Below are 17,296 nucleotides of genomic sequence, written 5' to 3'. Positions count from 1 at the left end.
GTATTATTTAAATACTGAGTTTTTTCTTTTTATCCAGTTGGCGGATCGCCGGCTGCATGACGTTTGAATGGACCACGCATGGTTTCACCCCCTTCTATGGACTTCATGTTGACATAAAAGAAGTCCATTGCTATATCTTGAAACTTGGGGTCTCCCATTTTTACTAAACATTGACCCATTAGGAGAAGAATTCGATTCACCTTTTCGTTCAGGCTATGAAGTTTAGCTAACGTTAAGGCATCATTTAAGACGCCAACTGCTTGGTCATATTTTCCTTGGTGGAAAAACACTTCTCCTAACCCAAGCAATGCATCTACTTCTCGATATAAATCATTGTTTTTTCGACTATATTTTAGGGCCTGTTGAAATTCTTTTTCGGCCCGATCTCTTTCCTCTTGTTTATCGTACAACTTCCCTAATTCATTGTAAACGTAAGCAAGAAGATATCCACGTTTAATTTTGTGTTTCAACGACAACGCTGTCTTAAAACAGCACTCTGCTAGATGTAATTTGTTCATCTCAATGTAGATGGAACCCAAGGTTGTCAATAATTCAAAGCTACGATCATACATCTTATCAATACGAGCAAGCTCCAGACCTTGAAGCGCTAAATCAATTGCTTGCGGATATTGTTTACCCCTTTGTAAAAAACGTGTTTGCATTTCATATGCGTTTAATGACGCTTCTTTTCCTGTACTTAAAAAGAGGGAAGGAAAATGATTTTTTCCCCTCGCCATCTCATCCAATATCTTTTGTGCTTCTCCAATCCGATTTACTTTTTCCAAATAGATCACTTGGCTAATTCGGATTAAATCATAGTAATATTGGCGTTCACCATTCATTTGGAAGGTACTAAGGGCCTCCTCAGCAAATTCAACTGCTCGATGAAAATGGTTTTGGGAGTATTCAATAAAGCTCAACTCATGAAAACATGCGCTTTCAATATTACTTTCTTTTAGTCCTGGTGTTGCATGAACAAGGTGAATCGATTGAAAGAAATGATCATAGGCTTTGTCCCATTTCTTTTTAATACGAAATGCTTTTCCTTTAACGTATTCCATGTTAGCTTGAAAAAGATGATTTTGAGGTAAGGTAATGGACCGAAGACAATTTAATCCTTCCTCTGGATCAACTAAATCAACAATGGTTTCTGCGGCAACTAATTTTAACTTTAATTCTTCATATAAGGATTCTTCCTCTAGTCTTTCATCAGGGATCAGAAAATGATCCAATTCACTTTTGTCTAAACCTAGTTTTTCGAGAAGATATTCTATCTTTTCTTTACTCACATGTACTTTTCCACTCTCAATGTGGCTAATAGCGCTTTGAGATAAAAAAGAATCAGCTAGATCACCTTGACGCAAATCCTTCTTCTTCCGTTCTCTTCGAATCCATTCACCCAGTTTCTCCCGATCAAGATAGGCAGTCATCTGATTCACCTCAAAAAAATTTTTTGAACATTTTCCGCCGAAACCGAACCAAAGATAGCGTATTTTCAGCATATTTCTTTTTTAGAAAGCGATTTTAGAGTTGATATTCATAATAAGTGGAATTAAATACAGCCAAATTCATATTAGAGGCGGAATATTATGATTATTAAATTAATTTGCATTATTATGATTCTGATTATAGACTAAAACCGAGAAAAAGACAAATAAACATGGATTTGTATTGGTATATTCATTGATATTAAGAAAAGGAGAGCGAAGAAATGAATGATCAAAAGCCGAAAGTCCCTGATTGTAAACTGATCTTGATTCAGTTGGCTGATAAAGAAAAAAATATTTTGATCCCGCTCAAACATTTGATCTTTGTAAAGGGATTAGAGGGTACACAAATCGTGACCGGATTTTCCTACGATATTTTTGCAGGGTAAGAGGGATTCAACTTGCAGCATAAGGAAAAGATCAATTCAGAATAATGTAGAGGAGGAACAGGATGACTACAATTGCAGAAGCATTTAATTGCGTAAACCGTGAAGAGTTTGTGCACAAAGAAGACGGGAGTCTCATTCCCCAGATTTCAGCTGATGATGCGATCCGTAACACCCTTGAATTGTTAGATGTACAACAGGGGCAACGAGTGTTGGAGATTGGCACAGGGTCAGGTTACAGTACAGCATTGTTAGCTTCTCTTGTAGGCCCGAGTGGCAAGATTGTCTCTGTCGACATTGAACCGAAACTAACCGCTCGTGCGCGTCAGATGTTTGAAGAGCGAAATTTTCATCATGTGCAATTTGAGACACAGGATGGACGAAAAGGTTGGGAAGCTGCTGCCCCATATGATCGGATTGTGGCTTGGACAACCCCTGATCAAATACCGAATGCATGGAAACAACAGTTGAAGGAAGGGGGTTGGATTGTTTCTCCTTTTCGAGTACTCCCACTTGCTGACAGCAATGCCGTGGTTCGGCTGATAAAAATGAACGGTGAACTCAAAGGAGGTGATGTTACCAAAGGCTCCTACATTGCAATGACAGATCAAACGCCGGAGAAGTTTTTCGGTCCGTGGATTCATGCAGAATGGGTAGGAGAAGGAGAGAATCCGTGGTGGGTCAGTTCATCATGGATGAAAAAATCCTTTGATTCAAACTGGGTCAATCGCTTTCTCAATGTGAATCCAATAACTCCTCCATTTCCGGAGGTTGGCGATGACTTACGACCGTACTTATTGGCAGTTGCTCCTGACGGTCTCACAACAGCGGGTCGTTTGGATGGGAGCTATATCGGATATAGCAGTCCAGAAGGGTTTGCATTGATTTCTTTAAGAGATCACCAATGGATCACAACAGACGAAAGGCACACAAGTGTCTTAATCGGTTGGTGTGAGTCGTGGAAAAGGCAAAAACGGCCTTCCTACAACCATATCAAGGCTCGTGTTGTTGGAAACCAAGTTTACGTTGATCTTAAAAACAAGGAGGAATTCTGATGACTTATCAGGCACCCGAATTCGTGTTCATCGGTTCATTTGAAGAAATCACGCTTGGAAGCAAATTCGAAGATACCGCAGATCTAAAAAACTACTATAGCTAATAAACAATGGAAACCAACAATTGGGGAGCTACAGCTCCCCATTTTTTAAGGAGGATGCTTATGTTCTTAGGGATCTTTGAAACCAGACAACCTTTTTTTCTTGAATCCTCTATTTCTATCATTACACAGCTTTCAATTGATCAGGCGAAGGTTTGGTTGATTGGTGAAGTGTTATCCCCACTTGGAGAAATTCGATCGGCAATTAAGCAGTTTTTGCAGAATCAAGATCCGGCTGATCTCCTTTTTCTTAGGGGGAACTATCGGACCATTGTTTCATTACCTGATCAACTTTGGTTGTTCCCTGATTTAGGAAACGTTCGGCCGATGTACTATGCGAATGTAGGATCTCGACTTTATTTTTCTTCTCATTTGTCAGCCATTCATCAATACACGAATAGTCCATTAAACATCAGCTGGTTTAAACAATCATTATTGACCGGGGAGTCTCATTTGACCGGAGAAACTCCCTACAAAGGAATTTATACAATTCCTCCGACCTATGGCTTAAGGGTAACAGAAAAAAAGTGTTTACTCTTTCGGGCTTGGAAACCGGAAGAGGAGCCACCGCTTGATATTGAGGAAGCCCAAGAGATGCTTCGTGAAGAACTCGTGGATGCCATTCATCTCCGATGTAAAGGGAAACAAGTGACTTCTGAACTGAGTGGAGGACTGGACTCATCTACATTGACATGGTTGGCCGCCCAAGTAAGTCAAGTTAAGGCCATAACAATGCTGGGCAAAGAAGAAATAGAGGATGTTCGGATCGCAAAACAAGTGGCGAATGCTTCATCAGCTATTCATCAACATTTTCTTTCCTATGAAGTTGCTCCGATCTATGCAGATATGGAAAGCATTAAATCTGATCTCCCGATTTCTTTTTTATGGTCCGCTGCCAATGGTCAAGCGATTTGGAAATGGGCAAAGGAGCAAGATTCTGAAATCCATTTCTCTGGTGAGGGCGGAGATGCTGTTCTGGAAGCAGATATCTCCTATTTATCTGATCTCTTTGTCCGTGGGAAATGGAAAACCGGTATTTCTCATGCAACGAGATGGGCCAGAAAGAAGAAAGACTCACCATGGAAATGGATCATCAAGTCAGTTCAGCAGCGTAGGAAACTGTCAAATCATCCGATTCGGGCTGAATGGTATCGGTTTGAACCAGAATCCCATGGGCTTTTTGAAGAAACCCGATGTCTTCCAACACTGAAGAACATTTGGATGGTGGGAAATGTATCTTATGGAATGAGGGATTTGGCTGGACAAGAAGGGGTGAATATCAGCGTTCCATTTTTTGATCATCCCATTTTACGAATTTGTCTTCGCGTTCCTCCAGAAAAAAAAACGAATCCAGATGAGTATAAACCTATTTTAAAAAGAGCATTTGCCTCAACGCTTCCTGCCGAGCTTCTTAATCGAAACACAAAAGGCGATTATACCCCTGACGTATATCATGGGATTCGACAGCATTTTGAATGGTTCCAGAGAACGTTTCAGAAGATGAGGCTTGCCGAGATGGGATTAGTGGAACCTTCAATGTTCCAGGAAACGTTGAAACGATTTGTGATGGGATTATCTATCCCCCTTTGGGAATTCAATCAGACAATCGCGTTGGAGCTTTGGATTAGGAATAAGGAGGGGACAAAATGAAATGGAAAGTGCATGACTTTTTAGAGATAACAGAGATTGATGGACAATGGATTGTATTGGATGGTCGGGAGAATCGATTTTATGGGTTTAACCCTGCCGGTGGTCAATTCTTGAAACAGATCAAAGAGACAGGTGATTTTAATCGAGCAGTCCAAATATTAAGTGAGCAGTTTCAAGTTTCGGACCAACAAATTAGACAGGATATGAGTGAATTTTTGAAGCGCTTGCAGCAACAAGGATGGGTGATTCAAGAGTGATACGCTCCGTGTTTTGTTTGGCTAAAGCCCTTTGGTTGATTCGTACAAAGAAGATCGAAGACATTCGGAGAATCCTTCAGCAAAGAAAAATGAATTGTGCTGAATCATGGACCATCGATGAGGCAGAAAAAGCAGCTGAACAGATGGATAAGCTCAACAGGTTTTTCTTCATACGCATTGCATGTTTGGAACGCTCGTTAGCCCTTTCGTTGTTGGCGACATCATGCGGCAAGAAAGTAGATTGGATCGTTGGAGTGAAGCTGTCTCCGTTTGCATCACATGCTTGGATTGAAGTGAAAGGGAAACCGGTGAAGGAGATGGAGAATTTACAAAAGTATAAAAAAATGGTGGTAGTCTAGTCTGATGAAATTGAAGGTAAATAGATGAAAACATGGATCCCAAAGAGATTTGGGCGCTTATTGGTCATCAAGATGCCGAAAAGGGGCTGGGTTAGGCTCCTCTACCTGGCAAGCGGAGGGAGGGTCGACCGTTGGATAACGATAACAACCACATACAGGTTTGAAATTGACTCACTAAGTGAGATGTAAAACATAGAGCAATAACCTGACCCGCTTTACTAAGCGAAATGTAAATACTAAAGAGACATAAAAAAGAGGACCCGCCTATTTCGCAAGGTCCTTTTTTATTTGAAATCCGATGTTGCATCTGTTAAACATCGCTGGCCATCTGTATCGGCCCGATCGTATCGAAGCTGAACCCTTCCCTCTGCCGAGTACCCGGAGTACTTTTCAAGGTTGGTTTTGATTCTTGAATTTTTTTACCATTTCAAAGATCTCATCGGACTTTAAGCGACCAATTGACTCTAGGGAGGCGATGAATTCATTTTCGCCATCCGGATCACCATACCAATTAATGAGCATTTCAATCGCCTTCTTAATTTTGGATAGCTCCGCTTCTGTACAGGTATTAAGAAACCTAATTGCGGCGTACGGATTTTCTCGAAATTCGTAATAGATGTCCAACGCATCCCGAATATTGCATTCTCCCTCATTCCGATCCATCAGCCACCGGACTTTTTCTTCATCGAATGAAGTGAGTGACCACCAATTCTTGAAATGCTCACGTTCCTTTAAATGTTCATGTCGTTCTTCGATAGCATCTTTCATTCTTTTTGCAATGTGGTAGGGGCTGTCCGTTTTACAATTGGCGTAGTCCTCCCAATTTTCTTCATAATGGCACATTCCCCACAAGGCACGACTTAATCGATCGATTAAATAAATGAGTGAGGAAACGGATAATTCATCTTCAACCCCAGTGATCCTTAGTTGAATATCTACGTCTTCTGCCCATTTTTTGATCTGGGGATCCATCACAAACTTGTTAATGATCCAATCCATTTTTTCTTGTATCTCTTTTCGATCTATTGACAGTTCCTTCATTTTTCCCCTCCATTGGGTGAGATATGATAGAAAGTTCTATTTTTTTACTGGGATTCCTGTCCGGGAGCCAGGTAAAGAAGCCCACTCTGTTTTATCAGGAGTGGGCTTTTATAGTGGGTTCAGATGGATCGCGGCCGTGCTTTTCTTCTAATTGTTTCTGCATTTTAAATTGTTCGTTGACAGCAGGAAAACAAAGAAGAGGAAGTGAAAATCGATTTTTAGAGGGAGGGGATAAAATTGCCTACCATTCCATTTGGTATTAACAGAGAAACCGGAAAAGAAGTACATGTTGATGATGCAACCAAAAAAGACAAGTATGTTTGCGTTGCGTGCGGCCAGCCTTTGATTCTCAACGAAGGTCCAAAGTTGGGGAAATTTTTTAAGCACTTTCGGCCAGATGAGGATTGCATACTAATTAAGTATGGCAGCACTAATTTCCCAACAGGGCCATACAAGGAGCCTAATGACGGGATACATCAGCATTTTCCCGAATGGATGGCGTATCTTCGGGCGCTGAAAGAAGGGGACAAAGAAAAAGCGGCCACTTTGTGGGACTTTGAAATTCCCAAACAAAGAGTGATCGACCCTGTCCCTATAGAGAAGTTGGAACCACCGATGGAGGAGCTGGAGATTGATTTACCTACACCGATCGAAGAGATGGAACCAGAAATGGAGAAACATTCCCTTCCCGAAGTTATAGAGGAGCATAAAGCACTTATAACCATTGGTTCAAGCGGAGATGACCTAGAATGGGTCACTAATCAGGCCATGTTAAAGCCAATAGTTGGCGGTATGGTTAGGAACTGTCCACTAACAAATTTGAGTGTCTCTGCGGATCAGTGCGAAGATGGATGTAAATATTTCGTGGAGTTTCAGCAGCCACAAATAGATCCAGATAAACCGAATGTGGTTATTTGCAAAGGGCATCATGAAAACGCAAGGCCGACGATTTTATTCGATGGTGATGAGTATTTTTAGAAAGTGGCCATAGCGTGCCGCGGCTGACTGTGGGAGCCGGCGGCGTGCAACGCGGTGCCCACTTTCCAGACGGCCGTTAATTTGGGAAGGAGAGAGTATTTTGCCGAAGGAAATATCAGAAATCAAAGCCTCTAAACAAGAACAGAGTAATGATAGTAATACGATTCAACCTCTTGACAACTTGCTAATAAGTACATTTGAAAGGTTCGAAGAAAGGTCAAAAAATCAGCGGAAAATCCAAGGATTGGAGTCCGGATTCGTTGATTTAGATCATATGCTGACTGGTTCTCAAAAAAGCAACCTTATTGTATTGGCATCACGTCCTAGTATGGGGAAATCGACGCTCGCTCTCAACATCGCTTCAAATGTAGCAAGTCATAAAAACAAAACCGTAGCATATTTCAATCTTGAAACAAGCAAAGACCAACTCATAGATCGTCTCATTTGTAGTGTTGGAAACATTAACGCTCAAGCATACCATCAAGGCATTCTTGGAACGGAAGACCTAGAGAAATATTCTTCTGCATTAGAAGCTTTATCCGGGAGAAAGTTATTTATTGACGATAAGCCCAATATAACAGTGTCAGAGATAAAAGAGAAATGCTACAAAATCATAAAAGACCATGGTTTAGACTTAGTTATCATCGACTACTTACAGTTGATCCGACCGAAAAAGTATATATACAATAACAGAAATGAAGAAATAGATAGCATTTCACGATCGTTAAAGATATTAGCACGTGAACTTGATGTCCCTGTAATCGTTCTATCCCAGCTTTCTCGTGCCTGTGAGCAACGTGAAGATAAACGTCCGGTATTATCGGATCTTCGTGATTCGGGTGCAATTGAACAAGATGCGGATGTGGTGCTCTTTTTATATTGTGACGATTACTATAACAAAGAAACGGTAAAACGAAATATTGCCGAACTGATCGTCAGTAAACAACGCCAGGGTGGTACAGGTACTATTGAACTGTTATTTCTGAGACCCTTCTATAAATTTCTCTCATTAGAAATAAAAGAACAGAGGAAAAAACAGTAATATCAATTGTTTCGCAATCTACTTTCAATTTCCTCAGAAACAAAGAGAGCTGCCGCAACAAAGGGCAGCTCTCTTTATGTTAAGGAGGGATGTGTAATATTCTATGATGTCTATATATGGGTCGAACAACTGATTCTTGCCAAAAAACTGAACGAAGGTGATGGCTGCGGATGTTGGCCAGAGACCCAAAGACGAATATTGATTCACTCAGGCCTGCTCGGTTCCGGATCAATATCCGAACGGTCGTCACATCGGTAATTTTCAAAGCCAATCCTTATGTTTTGTTTTACTTCATCTGATGCTTGAAGTTGATCAAGCTCTTCTAAGTTTACCCATTGATAAGAAGTATGAGCCGGACTTAAACGAACAGTGATTTCATTTGAGTCCAACCGAACAAAATAAACAATTTCGACTGTATGTCTTCTTCCTTCATCGGATACATAAGAAAATGTACGGTAAGGTCCGGTCACAGAGACATCTAAACTCACTTCTTCGCGAAATTCCCGTTTCAATGTATCACTTGGGTCTTCTCCAAAGTCAACCTTTCCTCCAGGCAGTTCGAAAAATCCAGGTAAAAACGTTTCAGCTAATGACCTTTGAATCACCAATACTTTTCCTTGATGATAGAGGAAACCACTAACTACAATCTTTTGGTACTGTTCTAGTTTACTCATACACATCCCCTCACTTTGGACAATACGGATCTTTTTCGGTTAATCACATCTAAAATCCTCGCCGCCACTCCCTGTTCCTCTTCCAATGCCAAAACTACCTAATTTCGTAACTACTCCTTTCATTGTCAGATTGATTTATAACACTATCGACTGGAATTAATTTACTAATCAATTTGTTTTCAACTCATGATATACTGCAATTCGCAGTAAACCTCTGTTACATACTGGAATTCAACAACTTAGGAGAACAGCATGATCACAGCAAGAAAAATCCAAGTCACCATCGTTTCTAATAATCGAGATGAAGACTATCGCTTTATTCGCAACGAGATGCGTGAACAGAACAAAGCACTTAATGTAGGAATGAATCATTTATATTTCAACTACATTGCTCGACAAAAATTAAGGTTAGCGGATTTGGCATATCAGGAGAAAGAGAGCAAGCTGGTCTCGCAGATCGATAAAATTTATGACGACATCAAGAAAGCGAAGACGGATGAGAAACGGGAGCAGCTGAAAGAAAAGCTGGAGAAACAGAAAAAGAAATTGGAGAAAATGCGCAAACAAAAAAATAACGATTTGTTTCAACAGTATCAACAGATTATTGGTACATCTGAACAAACAAGTGTCCGTGATGCGATTTCCGAGCAATTTAACTTAATGAGCGATACAAAAGACCGATTGAGCCAAAAAGTCACTCAGGATTTTAAGAACGATATCAAGGCAGGATTGCTTACGGGAGAACGGGTCTTACGTACATATAAGAAGGACAACCCTTTATATATCCGTGGTCGGTCCTTAAACCTTTGTAAAGAAGAAGATACCTTTTATTTTAAGTGGATCAAAGGAATCGTTTTTCAATGTGTACTTGGTATCAAAGGACAAAACAAAACGGAGTTATATAAAACTCTTGAACGTGTGCTTGATGGAAATTACAAGATTTGTGATTCAGCGCTCCAATTCAATAAAAACAATAAGCTCATCCTGATTCTCACTTTAGACATTCCTGATGCTGTGCGCGAATCCAAAATCGAAGGACGTGTTGTAGGAGTCGATCTGGGTCTGAAAATTCCTGCGTACTGTTCTTTGAATGATGACAAATATCCTCGTCTAGCAATCGGAGACATCAAAGATTTCCTCAAGGTTCGTACCAGTTTACAAAGGCAGTATCGGAGTTTACAGAGAGCTCTCAAGTCCTCTAAAGGTGGTAAGGGAAGATACAAGAAACTCAAGGCCCTGGATCGGTTCAGAGAAAAAGAGAAGAACTACGTAACAACATATAATCACTTTCTGAGTCGAGAGATCGTCAAATTTGCGAGGAAATACAGGGCTGAGCAAATCAATCTTGAATTGCTCAGTATGGCAGAATCCACTAACAAATCGGTATTACGCAACTGGTCCTATTATCAACTTCAGCAATTCATCGAGTACAAAGCGGCCAGAGAAGGGATCAAGGTCAAGTATGTAGATCCGTATCGTACCAGCAAAACCTGTTCGGAATGCGGTCATTTTGAAGAGGGCCAAAGAACTGATCAAGCTCACTTCACATGTAAACAATGTGGCTTTGAAGCAAACGCAGATTACAACGCCGCTCGTAACGTTGCGAAGAGCACCAAGTTTATTACCACCAAAGAGCAAAGTGAATATTATCAAAAGGATAGCGTGTCCTAAGAGGGCAGTAATATCACTCATCGAGTGACGCTGGGGCGATTTAGCGTCCTGAGGCCGAGGGCTTTGACCTACTCGGCAAGGGTTAACCCTGGATGTTGTGTGACCGTCCAGGCGTTTCACATAGTCGGTTTCACTTTTGCAGTAAAGTTCATCTTTGGATCATCTCTCATCATAAAGAAGATATCAAGTATTTCAGCGATTGAATCATAAAGAGTAAAAACATAACCAGAGGTTTACGGCATTTTTCTTATTTGTGCGCAGATGCTTTGCTTGATTTTCAAGGATTTTAACGATCTAAAACAAGGGGTTGAAAACCAACTAAGTGAAATGTAAATCGGGCTTATCAGTGGCGCAAGCGGCGGCGGAAAAGGGTTGAAAACCAACTAAGTGAAATGTAAATTATCTTGTTCCACTCCCCACAAAGCCAGGGGATGCCGTTGAAAACCAACTAAGTGAAATGTAAATCTATATTGATCAAAAAGGCAATCAGTGGTTAGTACGGTTGAAAAACACCCTGGTTTGAAACTGACTAAGTGAAATGTAAATGTGGCGTCATCCCTTGGATGCCAGCTACCCGAAAGTTTGAAACGGACTATATCGAATGTAAAAGAGCTACCCTTTCGAGTTCAACCCCACCGATTCCCTCTGCTTCCGTCATAACTCCGCCCTGTCACCTTGTTGAACAAACGATAGATGCCGACGGTCATTGGATATTAAGCTCCCTTTCCTTCTGGAGTTCGCGATAAAGAGCAGATCGGCTGACTTGGGTGATTTCGCAAATTTCCCTAATGCTCATCCCGTTTTGGTCCCTTTCTTTGGCCAGTTTGATAGCGTATTGCATCCCCTTGTGCTTTTCAGTGTACTTGCGGACGCGACCTTTGTATTTGCCAGCTCTTCATCTACACTTGTCTTTTATTCTTCCCCATCAAAATCTCCCTCTTCAATCCTTCTGATCCAAGCAGCGAGTTACTGACAAATGGCTGCGGCAGTGGGTTTATCAACCTTCGACAAGATCCGAATTCGGTTTTTCATCTCTTCAAGAAGAAACGCTTTGTCCATATTCTTTTCCTCCTATCTTCTATCTTGAAAAATACTACCGACATGCTAATCGTTTGAAATCGACTTCAAGAAGGTGGTTCCCAGCCAGGAATTGCTCTTCCATTTTCGTTTGGTTACGTACATGATTGCCTATGTCATTTTTACGAGTCTAGGCCAGTAGCGATTCAAAATGACCTTTGATTGTTGTTTTCTCATATGCATATTGTGAATTCATCATTGCATATTTCAACTCAAACAACTTTTCGTTGAACTCTGCGTAATTATACTGTTTAAAACTGACTTCATACTCCTCTAGATCAACGTATGTATTACCTTTGGACAGGCAATAAACAATGATTTTTGTTTTGGGATCGGCCCAAATGCAAAGTAAATCTGACATAAGAGGGTAGTTCCCACGACATTCCATATAGTCTTCTGTTCCTAGTACCCTTTTAATATCTTGAGGGTACAAATCCTCTCCCTTTTCTGCCATCTCCTTTTGAAGATCAGACAGTTGTATCAAGTGATCCAATGTGATTTTTGCCATCATGTTTTCCTCCTTCTAATCACGCTCAGAACTTGTGGAATCTACCGCCTGGCGTAAATCATGCTCGCTTGGAGTCACGTATCTTTGGGTAGTCTGTATGTTTTCGTGCCCAAGCAATCTTTGCGCCACTTCGATCCCTTTGTGATTCACCCATAGCTTCGCCGCTGTATGGCGGAGAGAATGGCAGGTGTAGGGAAGATTGGCGGCTTTGAATACTTTAGATATCGCAGTTTGGATGGCTCTTTCGGAGATCCGCGTTTTTCGCTCAGAAAGAAATACAGCCGGATCACTCTCTTTGGATTCTCCCCGAACCTTGAGCCAAGCTTGTAGAGCTTTGGTAACGTCAAGATTCAGTGGAATCTCCCTGGATCGCCCATGTTTGCTGTAGCGGATGAGAACTTTCCGTTCTCTCGGTTTGTCCAGGGCTATCAAATTGTCCAAATCGAGGCTGGCCACCTCAGACACCCGAAGGCCTGCTTGGAGCATCAATTGCCCCATGGCAATATTCCGGAGTCTCTTCCACTCGTTTTTTTCGATGGTTGGACTTTCTAAAAAATCAAGAAACTTGGACCGCTCCCGTGGTGTCAGCCATTTGGGAGCCATTTGGGAGCTGGCCAATGACTTCATTTTTAGCTTTCGGGTGGGATCGGTTTTCACCCGATCCGTTTCAATCAAGAACTTCCAATACGTCTTGAGACTGGCGACCTTCTTGTTGATGGTCGCCTGCTCTTGTGTTTCCATCATCTTTTGAATAAACCGTTGTAAATCATAAGCTGATGTTTCCTGCGGATCAAATTTTTCACCATTTTGTTTTTCATACCATTTCGATAAATCATTTACCACTTGCACATAAGCTTGAATGGTCTTGGGTGATCTCCCCTCCTCTTTCAGCCACTTTTGAAATTCGGCTTGGAACATGTTTTCACTCCTTCGGAAGGTTGCTATGTATTCTACGACATATTTCAGGGTGATTAATCGCTGGCTTTTAAATATATTCTACGACATATTTATAAAAAATACAACGTAGAATATTTATTCTCTGAAAAATAATCGATGACGGAAGGATTTACGAAACACATGTCTAAACAGTTAAATAATTATTAATTTAATAATTTAAAGGGGGCGAGAGTTTGTGTGGACGGCTCGGGTGTCTAAACAGGGACAAGCAACGATACCAAAAGAGGTACGAAAGTTACTTGATATAAGCGAAGGGGATATTATCGCGTTTATGCAAGAGGAAGGAAACATCATCATTAAAAAGGCTCTTGTTGTACCGGACAAAGATTCATTGCAAAAAACAACCAAAGAGTGAAGTATATTTTCCCACAAAGGAGGGAAATATGATAAAATAATCATAAGATTTCTGGAAACTTATGATTATTTTGTTATATAATATGGGTAAAGTAAAGTTTGTTTATGTTCGTCGGGAAAATGGATCTCGGCCAGCATTAGATTTCATTGCAAATATCGCAGCAAAAGCAAGACAAGGCTTACCCTATTTCACCCAAATGGCGATTGAAATCAGAAGCGGGATCAAAGCTATTGAAAAAACAGGAGTTCCACCATGGAATCTTATCAATGAACAACCATTTTATGTAGAAACGCCAACGGGTATCTCTGTTAAGTTTGAATTGTTAAAACGGCTGGATTACAATTTTCCACTTGTGGAATTCCGGGTAAATGTAGGTTCATATCCCGAAGGCTATGCCTTTAGGATGGTGTTATTTACCCACTATTATCAAGGGACGGAATATGTCTTTGTAACCAACGCCATGATCAAAAGGCAAACATCGTCTCCAGAATTTGATGAGATGGTTAAAGAGGCAGTGGAAATATATAAAGACTTCCGGCGAAACCCGATCAAATATATTCGAATGGGGGATTCGTATGAGCGACCCAAAAAATCATGAGGAGCTCATGGAGCTTCTGGAAAGTGTACCAGGTGTTAAAGAGGCTGTATATAGTTTTTCGCGTATGATGGGGAGAGCTATTTTTGCACGGCGTATCGAACTCGGTTTGACTCAAAAAGAGCTTGCCCAACGTGTTCAGGAAGAAACAGGACAGCCAATGCACCAATCTGTTATTTCTCGGATTGAAGGTGGATCAACCGGTATCACTTCTGAAACTTATGATCGTATTTTACGTGTTTTAGGTATGAAGGATATTGAAATTATCTTTGATACACCCAAAGAAATAGGTGCCACTATTTCTTCTCTTCCCTATGCTGCAAATGAGCATGTTTAATCCGGCACCGTTCGGTATACTTGAATAACATCCGTCCCGCAGTTTTGATACTGTATGAAAAAAGAAGGAGGCTACGCGCTTCCTTCTTTCGTTTTTGTTTTCACTGATCCTTTGTGTGTGGTTGAACACGATCAGCGGTACTTTTCCTCTTCGATACAAATTAACCGGCAACCTGTACGCTAAGGGTTAGGCGGTTATTTAAGCGACTTTCACGTCGCACAGAGGGAGCAAAGACCAATTTTGGTGCCATCTCCCCAGTAAATGGAAAATGAACCGATCTAAAACAGAAATCGGTTCATTTCTTTTATATCGGGAACTATTTGGGAGTTGGTGACCTTCGCCACTATATTCAGAAGGAAGTGAGTCTGCACAACAAACATGTTCGACGGCAGATGTCTATCCCTTGATAGGAATATTCAAGTTTTTTGTCTTCGCCGCAATGCGGGCATTCTCCTACGGGAACGATAACGGCCATTTGTTTTTTCAACAGAACCACTCCATGATCATCTGAATATATTCTTTTCTCTCTTTTTCATCTATTGAGCCTTTGATCTCTTCGATCCGTCCGATTTTCTTTTCTAACTGGGGCTGGATATATTTTTCAGCCTTTGCCCCCCGTACATCATCTGATAAATCGTCGTTGTAAATGATCCGACGGTATTCTTCCTCCTTGTGGACTGTTTCGGCGATCTCTTTTAATATTTCGTTGATCGCTTTTTCTTTCTGGTATTCCTCAACGCCGGAATCGTGAATTTTTTTGTATAGTTTACAATGCTTTTTTGCTTCGCTCCAATCCGGGACAGTGGAAATGTATCGCATTTCTATTTCTCCGTCGGGGACAAAATAAATATCATATCCATCTTCCTGTCTCGTACTTACGGCACAAAAGAAATTTCCTTTTTTCACGTCTTCAAAAGGATGTTCAAAAATGAGCATCGATGTTTCCCCTTTCCTGATTATCTACATTATTCATTATAATATGATTGCATGCATGCTGTCAACACATTTTTATATATAAAAGGACGGCTATTTGCCGTCCCCTTTGATTAATCCCGCGCCAAGTCGCGGTAGTTGATTTCTACATATGGATCAAAGAAGAAGCTGAAAAACGCGGCGAGCCGGCCCCGGAACCGTTGGCGGTTGAATATTCTTTCGGGCGCGATTTGGCAAAGCCGGATTTGGTTATCCGTCATCAAGGGGAAGTATGGTTCGTCGAAGTGCAAAGAACATATATTACCGATCAAAAAATGCAGTATAAGATGAAGCTATACGAGAAAACGAAAGAACAAGGAAAACACAAAGAATTCGGCGATGACTTCGGCGTCTGGATTGTTGCGCCCAGGCAATACGACGTCGAAACAAGTTTGAAAGTTTATCAATCCGTTGTTACTTTTCCGATATTAATTACTTGACGACATGCAAGCAAGCATGGTAACATGCACTTGAATAGTTTTGGTTAAAAATGTTGTTTTTGGGGAAGGGGAAAACGATGAGAGGAAATAAGGAGGATTTTGCAAGATGGCCAAAGCAAGGATTACTATTGATGTAGATGTTAATAAGTTGGAATGGATAAAAAATTACTGTGATATTAATAAAATAAGCAGAAACCGCTTTTTTGATGAAGCGATCGATCATTATAAAAATACTCTCTTGGTAGACAAAAACGACGGGGTGAAAAAGTAAAGCAGTCTTTTTTAAAATCACAGAATGCATGCGTGCCTGCTTGCATACATGACGCCTATCTTTACCGTTTCCTGGCTGGCCTGGGAGCCGTAAGTCGCTTGAGGTGTATTCTAAGTTAGCCATTACCGATGCTCAGGATCAATATGAACGTGTCATCACCGAGTTTCCTGTATAAACACAAAATGACTTGAGTTCCCTTGTGGTTCTCAAGTCATTTTTCCATTTACTGGAGAGATGGCCCCAAAATCGGTCTTCGCTCCCTCCACCCCATATAAAGCAAAAACCGCTTGATTTTCAAGCATAAACCCGCAAAAACTCGTCGTAATCCACTAATTCACAAAAATACCCATCTATCATGCCGCTTTTGTGTTTACCTCGGACTTACCCCCAGTTGGTCTTCGCTAATATAGAGGTGAAGATGAAGGGGGATGAAGGAGTAGAGAAAAGAAAAATCTGGGGAAAGAGAACTGGTCAAGTAGAGACGAAGGCGAGACGTGGACGGCGAGAATAAAAAAATTGCCTAATATACGACGATTTTATCCCTTGATAATCGCTCAAAGGTCCCATAGGTATCTGACATTAATAAATATTTTAGTTTATTATATATTGTTAAATAAACAGAGATGAATGAAGAAAGGGCGCCGGTTTTTTGGTAGAGATAAACATTGTAAGGTATATTAGAAAGAAAATACAGAAAGAGAGGAACCGCCTTGAAACGAATTCTTTCAGCCTTTGTCGTTTCTTTACTGTTAATTGGTTGCAATTCGCAAGCAGCTCCGACAAAGCCAACCGCTAATTTTACGAATGTTCAGTTGGTCAAAGACGTTGATGGAGACACTGCCAAAGTCAAATTGAACGGAAAAACTGAAACAGTGCGCTTTTTACTAATAGACACCCCCGAAACCCATCATCCCAAACTTGGTAAACAACCCTTGGGAGAAGAAGCTGCCCAATTCACAAACCAGATGCTGACTCATGCCCAACAGGGGTAAGTCCGAGATACGTGTAAAATATACAGTTATAAATAGAAATTTGTTCCAAATCAAAATAACACCAGCTCCCTTGCCTGTTTCACGTTAAGGG

Annotated in this window: 20 protein-coding genes and 1 pseudogene; 14 read left to right on the top strand and 7 right to left on the bottom strand. The window is 40.9% G+C overall.

Going from position 1 to position 17,296, the window contains the following annotated elements; genetic code table 11:
* Positions 1-29: 29 nt before the first annotated feature.
* Positions 30-1,430, bottom strand: coding sequence for a helix-turn-helix domain-containing protein (locus I8U18_RS15555; RefSeq protein ID WP_198064994.1), 1,401 nt, complete (start codon positions 1,428-1,430; stop codon positions 30-32).
* 281 nt (positions 1,431-1,711) lie between these two features.
* On the opposite strand from I8U18_RS15555, the gene I8U18_RS15550 reads away from it, so the two are divergent.
* The 6 genes from I8U18_RS15550 to I8U18_RS15525 all read left to right on the top strand — a co-directional run bounded on the left by I8U18_RS15550 (position 1,712) and on the right by I8U18_RS15525 (position 5,295).
* Positions 1,712-1,876, top strand: a complete 165-nt coding sequence (locus I8U18_RS15550; RefSeq protein WP_198064993.1) for a hypothetical protein — start codon at positions 1,712-1,714, stop codon at positions 1,874-1,876.
* A 62-nt stretch (positions 1,877-1,938) separates the two neighbouring features.
* Positions 1,939-2,928 carry a protein-L-isoaspartate O-methyltransferase family protein gene (locus I8U18_RS15545; protein WP_198064992.1) on the top strand — a complete coding sequence of 330 codons (990 nt, stop codon included), beginning with the start codon at positions 1,939-1,941 and terminating at the stop codon, positions 2,926-2,928.
* Entirely contained in the window at positions 2,928-3,032 is a 105-nt protein-coding gene (locus I8U18_RS15540) for a lasso RiPP family leader peptide-containing protein (RefSeq protein WP_198064991.1), read from the top strand. Before I8U18_RS15545 ends, I8U18_RS15540 begins: the two co-directional genes overlap by 1 nt.
* Before the next feature lie 60 nt (positions 3,033-3,092).
* Complete coding sequence (locus I8U18_RS15535) at positions 3,093-4,679, top strand: asparagine synthase (RefSeq protein WP_198064990.1); 1,587 nt, start codon at positions 3,093-3,095, stop codon at positions 4,677-4,679.
* A complete protein-coding gene (locus I8U18_RS15530) occupies positions 4,676-4,936 on the top strand; it encodes a PqqD family protein (protein ID WP_198064989.1) in 261 nt (86 codons plus the stop codon). Before I8U18_RS15535 ends, I8U18_RS15530 begins: the two co-directional genes overlap by 4 nt.
* Positions 4,933-5,295, top strand: a complete 363-nt coding sequence (locus tag I8U18_RS15525) for a lasso peptide biosynthesis B2 protein (RefSeq protein ID WP_198064988.1) — start codon at positions 4,933-4,935, stop codon at positions 5,293-5,295. Before I8U18_RS15530 ends, I8U18_RS15525 begins: the two co-directional genes overlap by 4 nt.
* 390 nt (positions 5,296-5,685) lie before the next feature.
* Here I8U18_RS15525 and I8U18_RS15520 read toward each other — a convergent pair whose 3' ends face one another.
* Positions 5,686-6,336: a hypothetical protein gene (locus I8U18_RS15520; protein WP_198064987.1), complete on the bottom strand. Its 651-nt coding sequence runs from the start codon at positions 6,334-6,336 to the stop codon at positions 5,686-5,688.
* A 237-nt stretch (positions 6,337-6,573) separates the two neighbouring features.
* On the opposite strand from I8U18_RS15520, the gene I8U18_RS15515 reads away from it, so the two are divergent.
* Positions 6,574-7,314, top strand: coding sequence for a DUF7830 domain-containing protein (locus I8U18_RS15515; protein WP_198064986.1), 741 nt, complete (start codon positions 6,574-6,576; stop codon positions 7,312-7,314).
* Positions 7,315-7,414: 100 nt separating this feature from the next.
* Positions 7,415-8,356: a replicative DNA helicase gene (locus I8U18_RS15510; RefSeq protein ID WP_198064985.1), complete on the top strand. Its 942-nt coding sequence runs from the start codon at positions 7,415-7,417 to the stop codon at positions 8,354-8,356.
* 203 nt (positions 8,357-8,559) lie between these two features.
* Here the strand turns inward: I8U18_RS15510 and I8U18_RS15505 are convergent, their stop codons facing one another.
* Positions 8,560-9,030 (bottom strand): NUDIX domain-containing protein, encoded by a 471-nt coding sequence (locus I8U18_RS15505; RefSeq protein WP_198064984.1) that lies wholly within the window; start codon positions 9,028-9,030, stop codon positions 8,560-8,562.
* 252 nt (positions 9,031-9,282) lie between these two features.
* Here I8U18_RS15505 and I8U18_RS15500 point away from each other — a divergent pair, with 252 nt between their 5' ends.
* Positions 9,283-10,701: an RNA-guided endonuclease TnpB family protein gene (locus I8U18_RS15500; RefSeq protein ID WP_198064983.1), complete on the top strand. Its 1,419-nt coding sequence runs from the start codon at positions 9,283-9,285 to the stop codon at positions 10,699-10,701.
* A gap of 703 nt (positions 10,702-11,404) precedes the next feature.
* Here the strand turns inward: I8U18_RS15500 and I8U18_RS18300 are convergent.
* The 3 genes and pseudogenes from I8U18_RS18300 to I8U18_RS15485 form a co-directional block, all read right to left on the bottom strand.
* Positions 11,405-11,566: pseudogene (locus I8U18_RS18300) on the bottom strand (helix-turn-helix domain-containing protein); the annotation flags it as partial.
* Between the two features lie 342 nt (positions 11,567-11,908).
* Entirely contained in the window at positions 11,909-12,286 is a 378-nt protein-coding gene (locus tag I8U18_RS15490) for a hypothetical protein (RefSeq protein WP_198064981.1), read from the bottom strand.
* A gap of 15 nt (positions 12,287-12,301) precedes the next feature.
* Positions 12,302-13,204, bottom strand: coding sequence for a tyrosine-type recombinase/integrase (locus I8U18_RS15485; RefSeq protein WP_198064980.1), 903 nt, complete (start codon positions 13,202-13,204; stop codon positions 12,302-12,304).
* 214 nt (positions 13,205-13,418) lie between these two features.
* Here I8U18_RS15485 and I8U18_RS17850 point away from each other — a divergent pair, with 214 nt between their 5' ends.
* The 3 genes from I8U18_RS17850 (at position 13,419) to I8U18_RS15470 (ending at position 14,530) form a co-directional block, all read left to right on the top strand.
* On the top strand, positions 13,419-13,598 hold the full coding sequence (locus I8U18_RS17850) for an AbrB/MazE/SpoVT family DNA-binding domain-containing protein (protein ID WP_198064979.1): 180 nt from the start codon (positions 13,419-13,421) through the stop codon (positions 13,596-13,598).
* Positions 13,599-13,659: 61 nt separating this feature from the next.
* Complete coding sequence (locus tag I8U18_RS15475; protein WP_198064978.1) at positions 13,660-14,196, top strand: hypothetical protein; 537 nt, start codon at positions 13,660-13,662, stop codon at positions 14,194-14,196.
* A complete protein-coding gene (locus I8U18_RS15470; protein ID WP_198064977.1) occupies positions 14,174-14,530 on the top strand; it encodes a helix-turn-helix domain-containing protein in 357 nt (118 codons plus the stop codon). The genes I8U18_RS15475 and I8U18_RS15470 overlap by 23 nt, the downstream gene beginning before the upstream one ends.
* A gap of 483 nt (positions 14,531-15,013) precedes the next feature.
* Here I8U18_RS15470 and I8U18_RS15465 read toward each other — a convergent pair whose 3' ends face one another.
* Positions 15,014-15,466: a hypothetical protein gene (locus I8U18_RS15465; RefSeq protein ID WP_198064976.1), complete on the bottom strand. Its 453-nt coding sequence runs from the start codon at positions 15,464-15,466 to the stop codon at positions 15,014-15,016.
* A gap of 582 nt (positions 15,467-16,048) precedes the next feature.
* Between I8U18_RS15465 and I8U18_RS15460 the strand changes: the two genes are divergently transcribed.
* Positions 16,049-16,213, top strand: coding sequence for a hypothetical protein (locus I8U18_RS15460; RefSeq protein WP_198064975.1), 165 nt, complete (start codon positions 16,049-16,051; stop codon positions 16,211-16,213).
* Between the two features lie 710 nt (positions 16,214-16,923).
* Positions 16,924-17,205: a thermonuclease family protein gene (locus tag I8U18_RS15455; RefSeq protein ID WP_232336419.1), complete on the top strand. Its 282-nt coding sequence runs from the start codon at positions 16,924-16,926 to the stop codon at positions 17,203-17,205.
* Positions 17,206-17,296: the final 91 nt, after the last annotated feature.

This window comes from Thermoactinomyces sp. CICC 10522 (assembly GCF_016055075.1).
Lineage (GTDB): Bacteria > Bacillota > Bacilli > Thermoactinomycetales > Thermoactinomycetaceae > Thermoactinomyces_A > Thermoactinomyces_A daqus.
Note: the sequence above shows the minus strand (reverse complement) of the source record. Positions and strands in the feature narration are given on the sequence as shown.

Coding starts and splice junctions, on each gene's coding strand:
- I8U18_RS15520 (WP_198064987.1), bottom strand. CDS start 6,336: ATGAAGGAACTGTCAATAGATCGAAAAGAGATACAAGAAAAAATGGAT.
- I8U18_RS15545 (WP_198064992.1), top strand. CDS start 1,939: ATGACTACAATTGCAGAAGCATTTAATTGCGTAAACCGTGAAGAGTTT.
- I8U18_RS15500 (WP_198064983.1), top strand. CDS start 9,283: ATGATCACAGCAAGAAAAATCCAAGTCACCATCGTTTCTAATAATCGA.
- I8U18_RS15535 (WP_198064990.1), top strand. CDS start 3,093: ATGTTCTTAGGGATCTTTGAAACCAGACAACCTTTTTTTCTTGAATCC.
- I8U18_RS15490 (WP_198064981.1), bottom strand. CDS start 12,286: ATGGCAAAAATCACATTGGATCACTTGATACAACTGTCTGATCTTCAA.
- I8U18_RS15475 (WP_198064978.1), top strand. CDS start 13,660: ATGATTATTTTGTTATATAATATGGGTAAAGTAAAGTTTGTTTATGTT.
- I8U18_RS15485 (WP_198064980.1), bottom strand. CDS start 13,204: ATGTTCCAAGCCGAATTTCAAAAGTGGCTGAAAGAGGAGGGGAGATCA.
- I8U18_RS15460 (WP_198064975.1), top strand. CDS start 16,049: ATGGCCAAAGCAAGGATTACTATTGATGTAGATGTTAATAAGTTGGAA.
- I8U18_RS15555 (WP_198064994.1), bottom strand. CDS start 1,430: ATGACTGCCTATCTTGATCGGGAGAAACTGGGTGAATGGATTCGAAGA.
- I8U18_RS15505 (WP_198064984.1), bottom strand. CDS start 9,030: ATGAGTAAACTAGAACAGTACCAAAAGATTGTAGTTAGTGGTTTCCTC.
- I8U18_RS15470 (WP_198064977.1), top strand. CDS start 14,174: ATGAGCGACCCAAAAAATCATGAGGAGCTCATGGAGCTTCTGGAAAGT.
- I8U18_RS15530 (WP_198064989.1), top strand. CDS start 4,676: ATGAAATGGAAAGTGCATGACTTTTTAGAGATAACAGAGATTGATGGA.
- I8U18_RS15540 (WP_198064991.1), top strand. CDS start 2,928: ATGACTTATCAGGCACCCGAATTCGTGTTCATCGGTTCATTTGAAGAA.
- I8U18_RS15550 (WP_198064993.1), top strand. CDS start 1,712: ATGAATGATCAAAAGCCGAAAGTCCCTGATTGTAAACTGATCTTGATT.
- I8U18_RS15465 (WP_198064976.1), bottom strand. CDS start 15,466: ATGCTCATTTTTGAACATCCTTTTGAAGACGTGAAAAAAGGAAATTTC.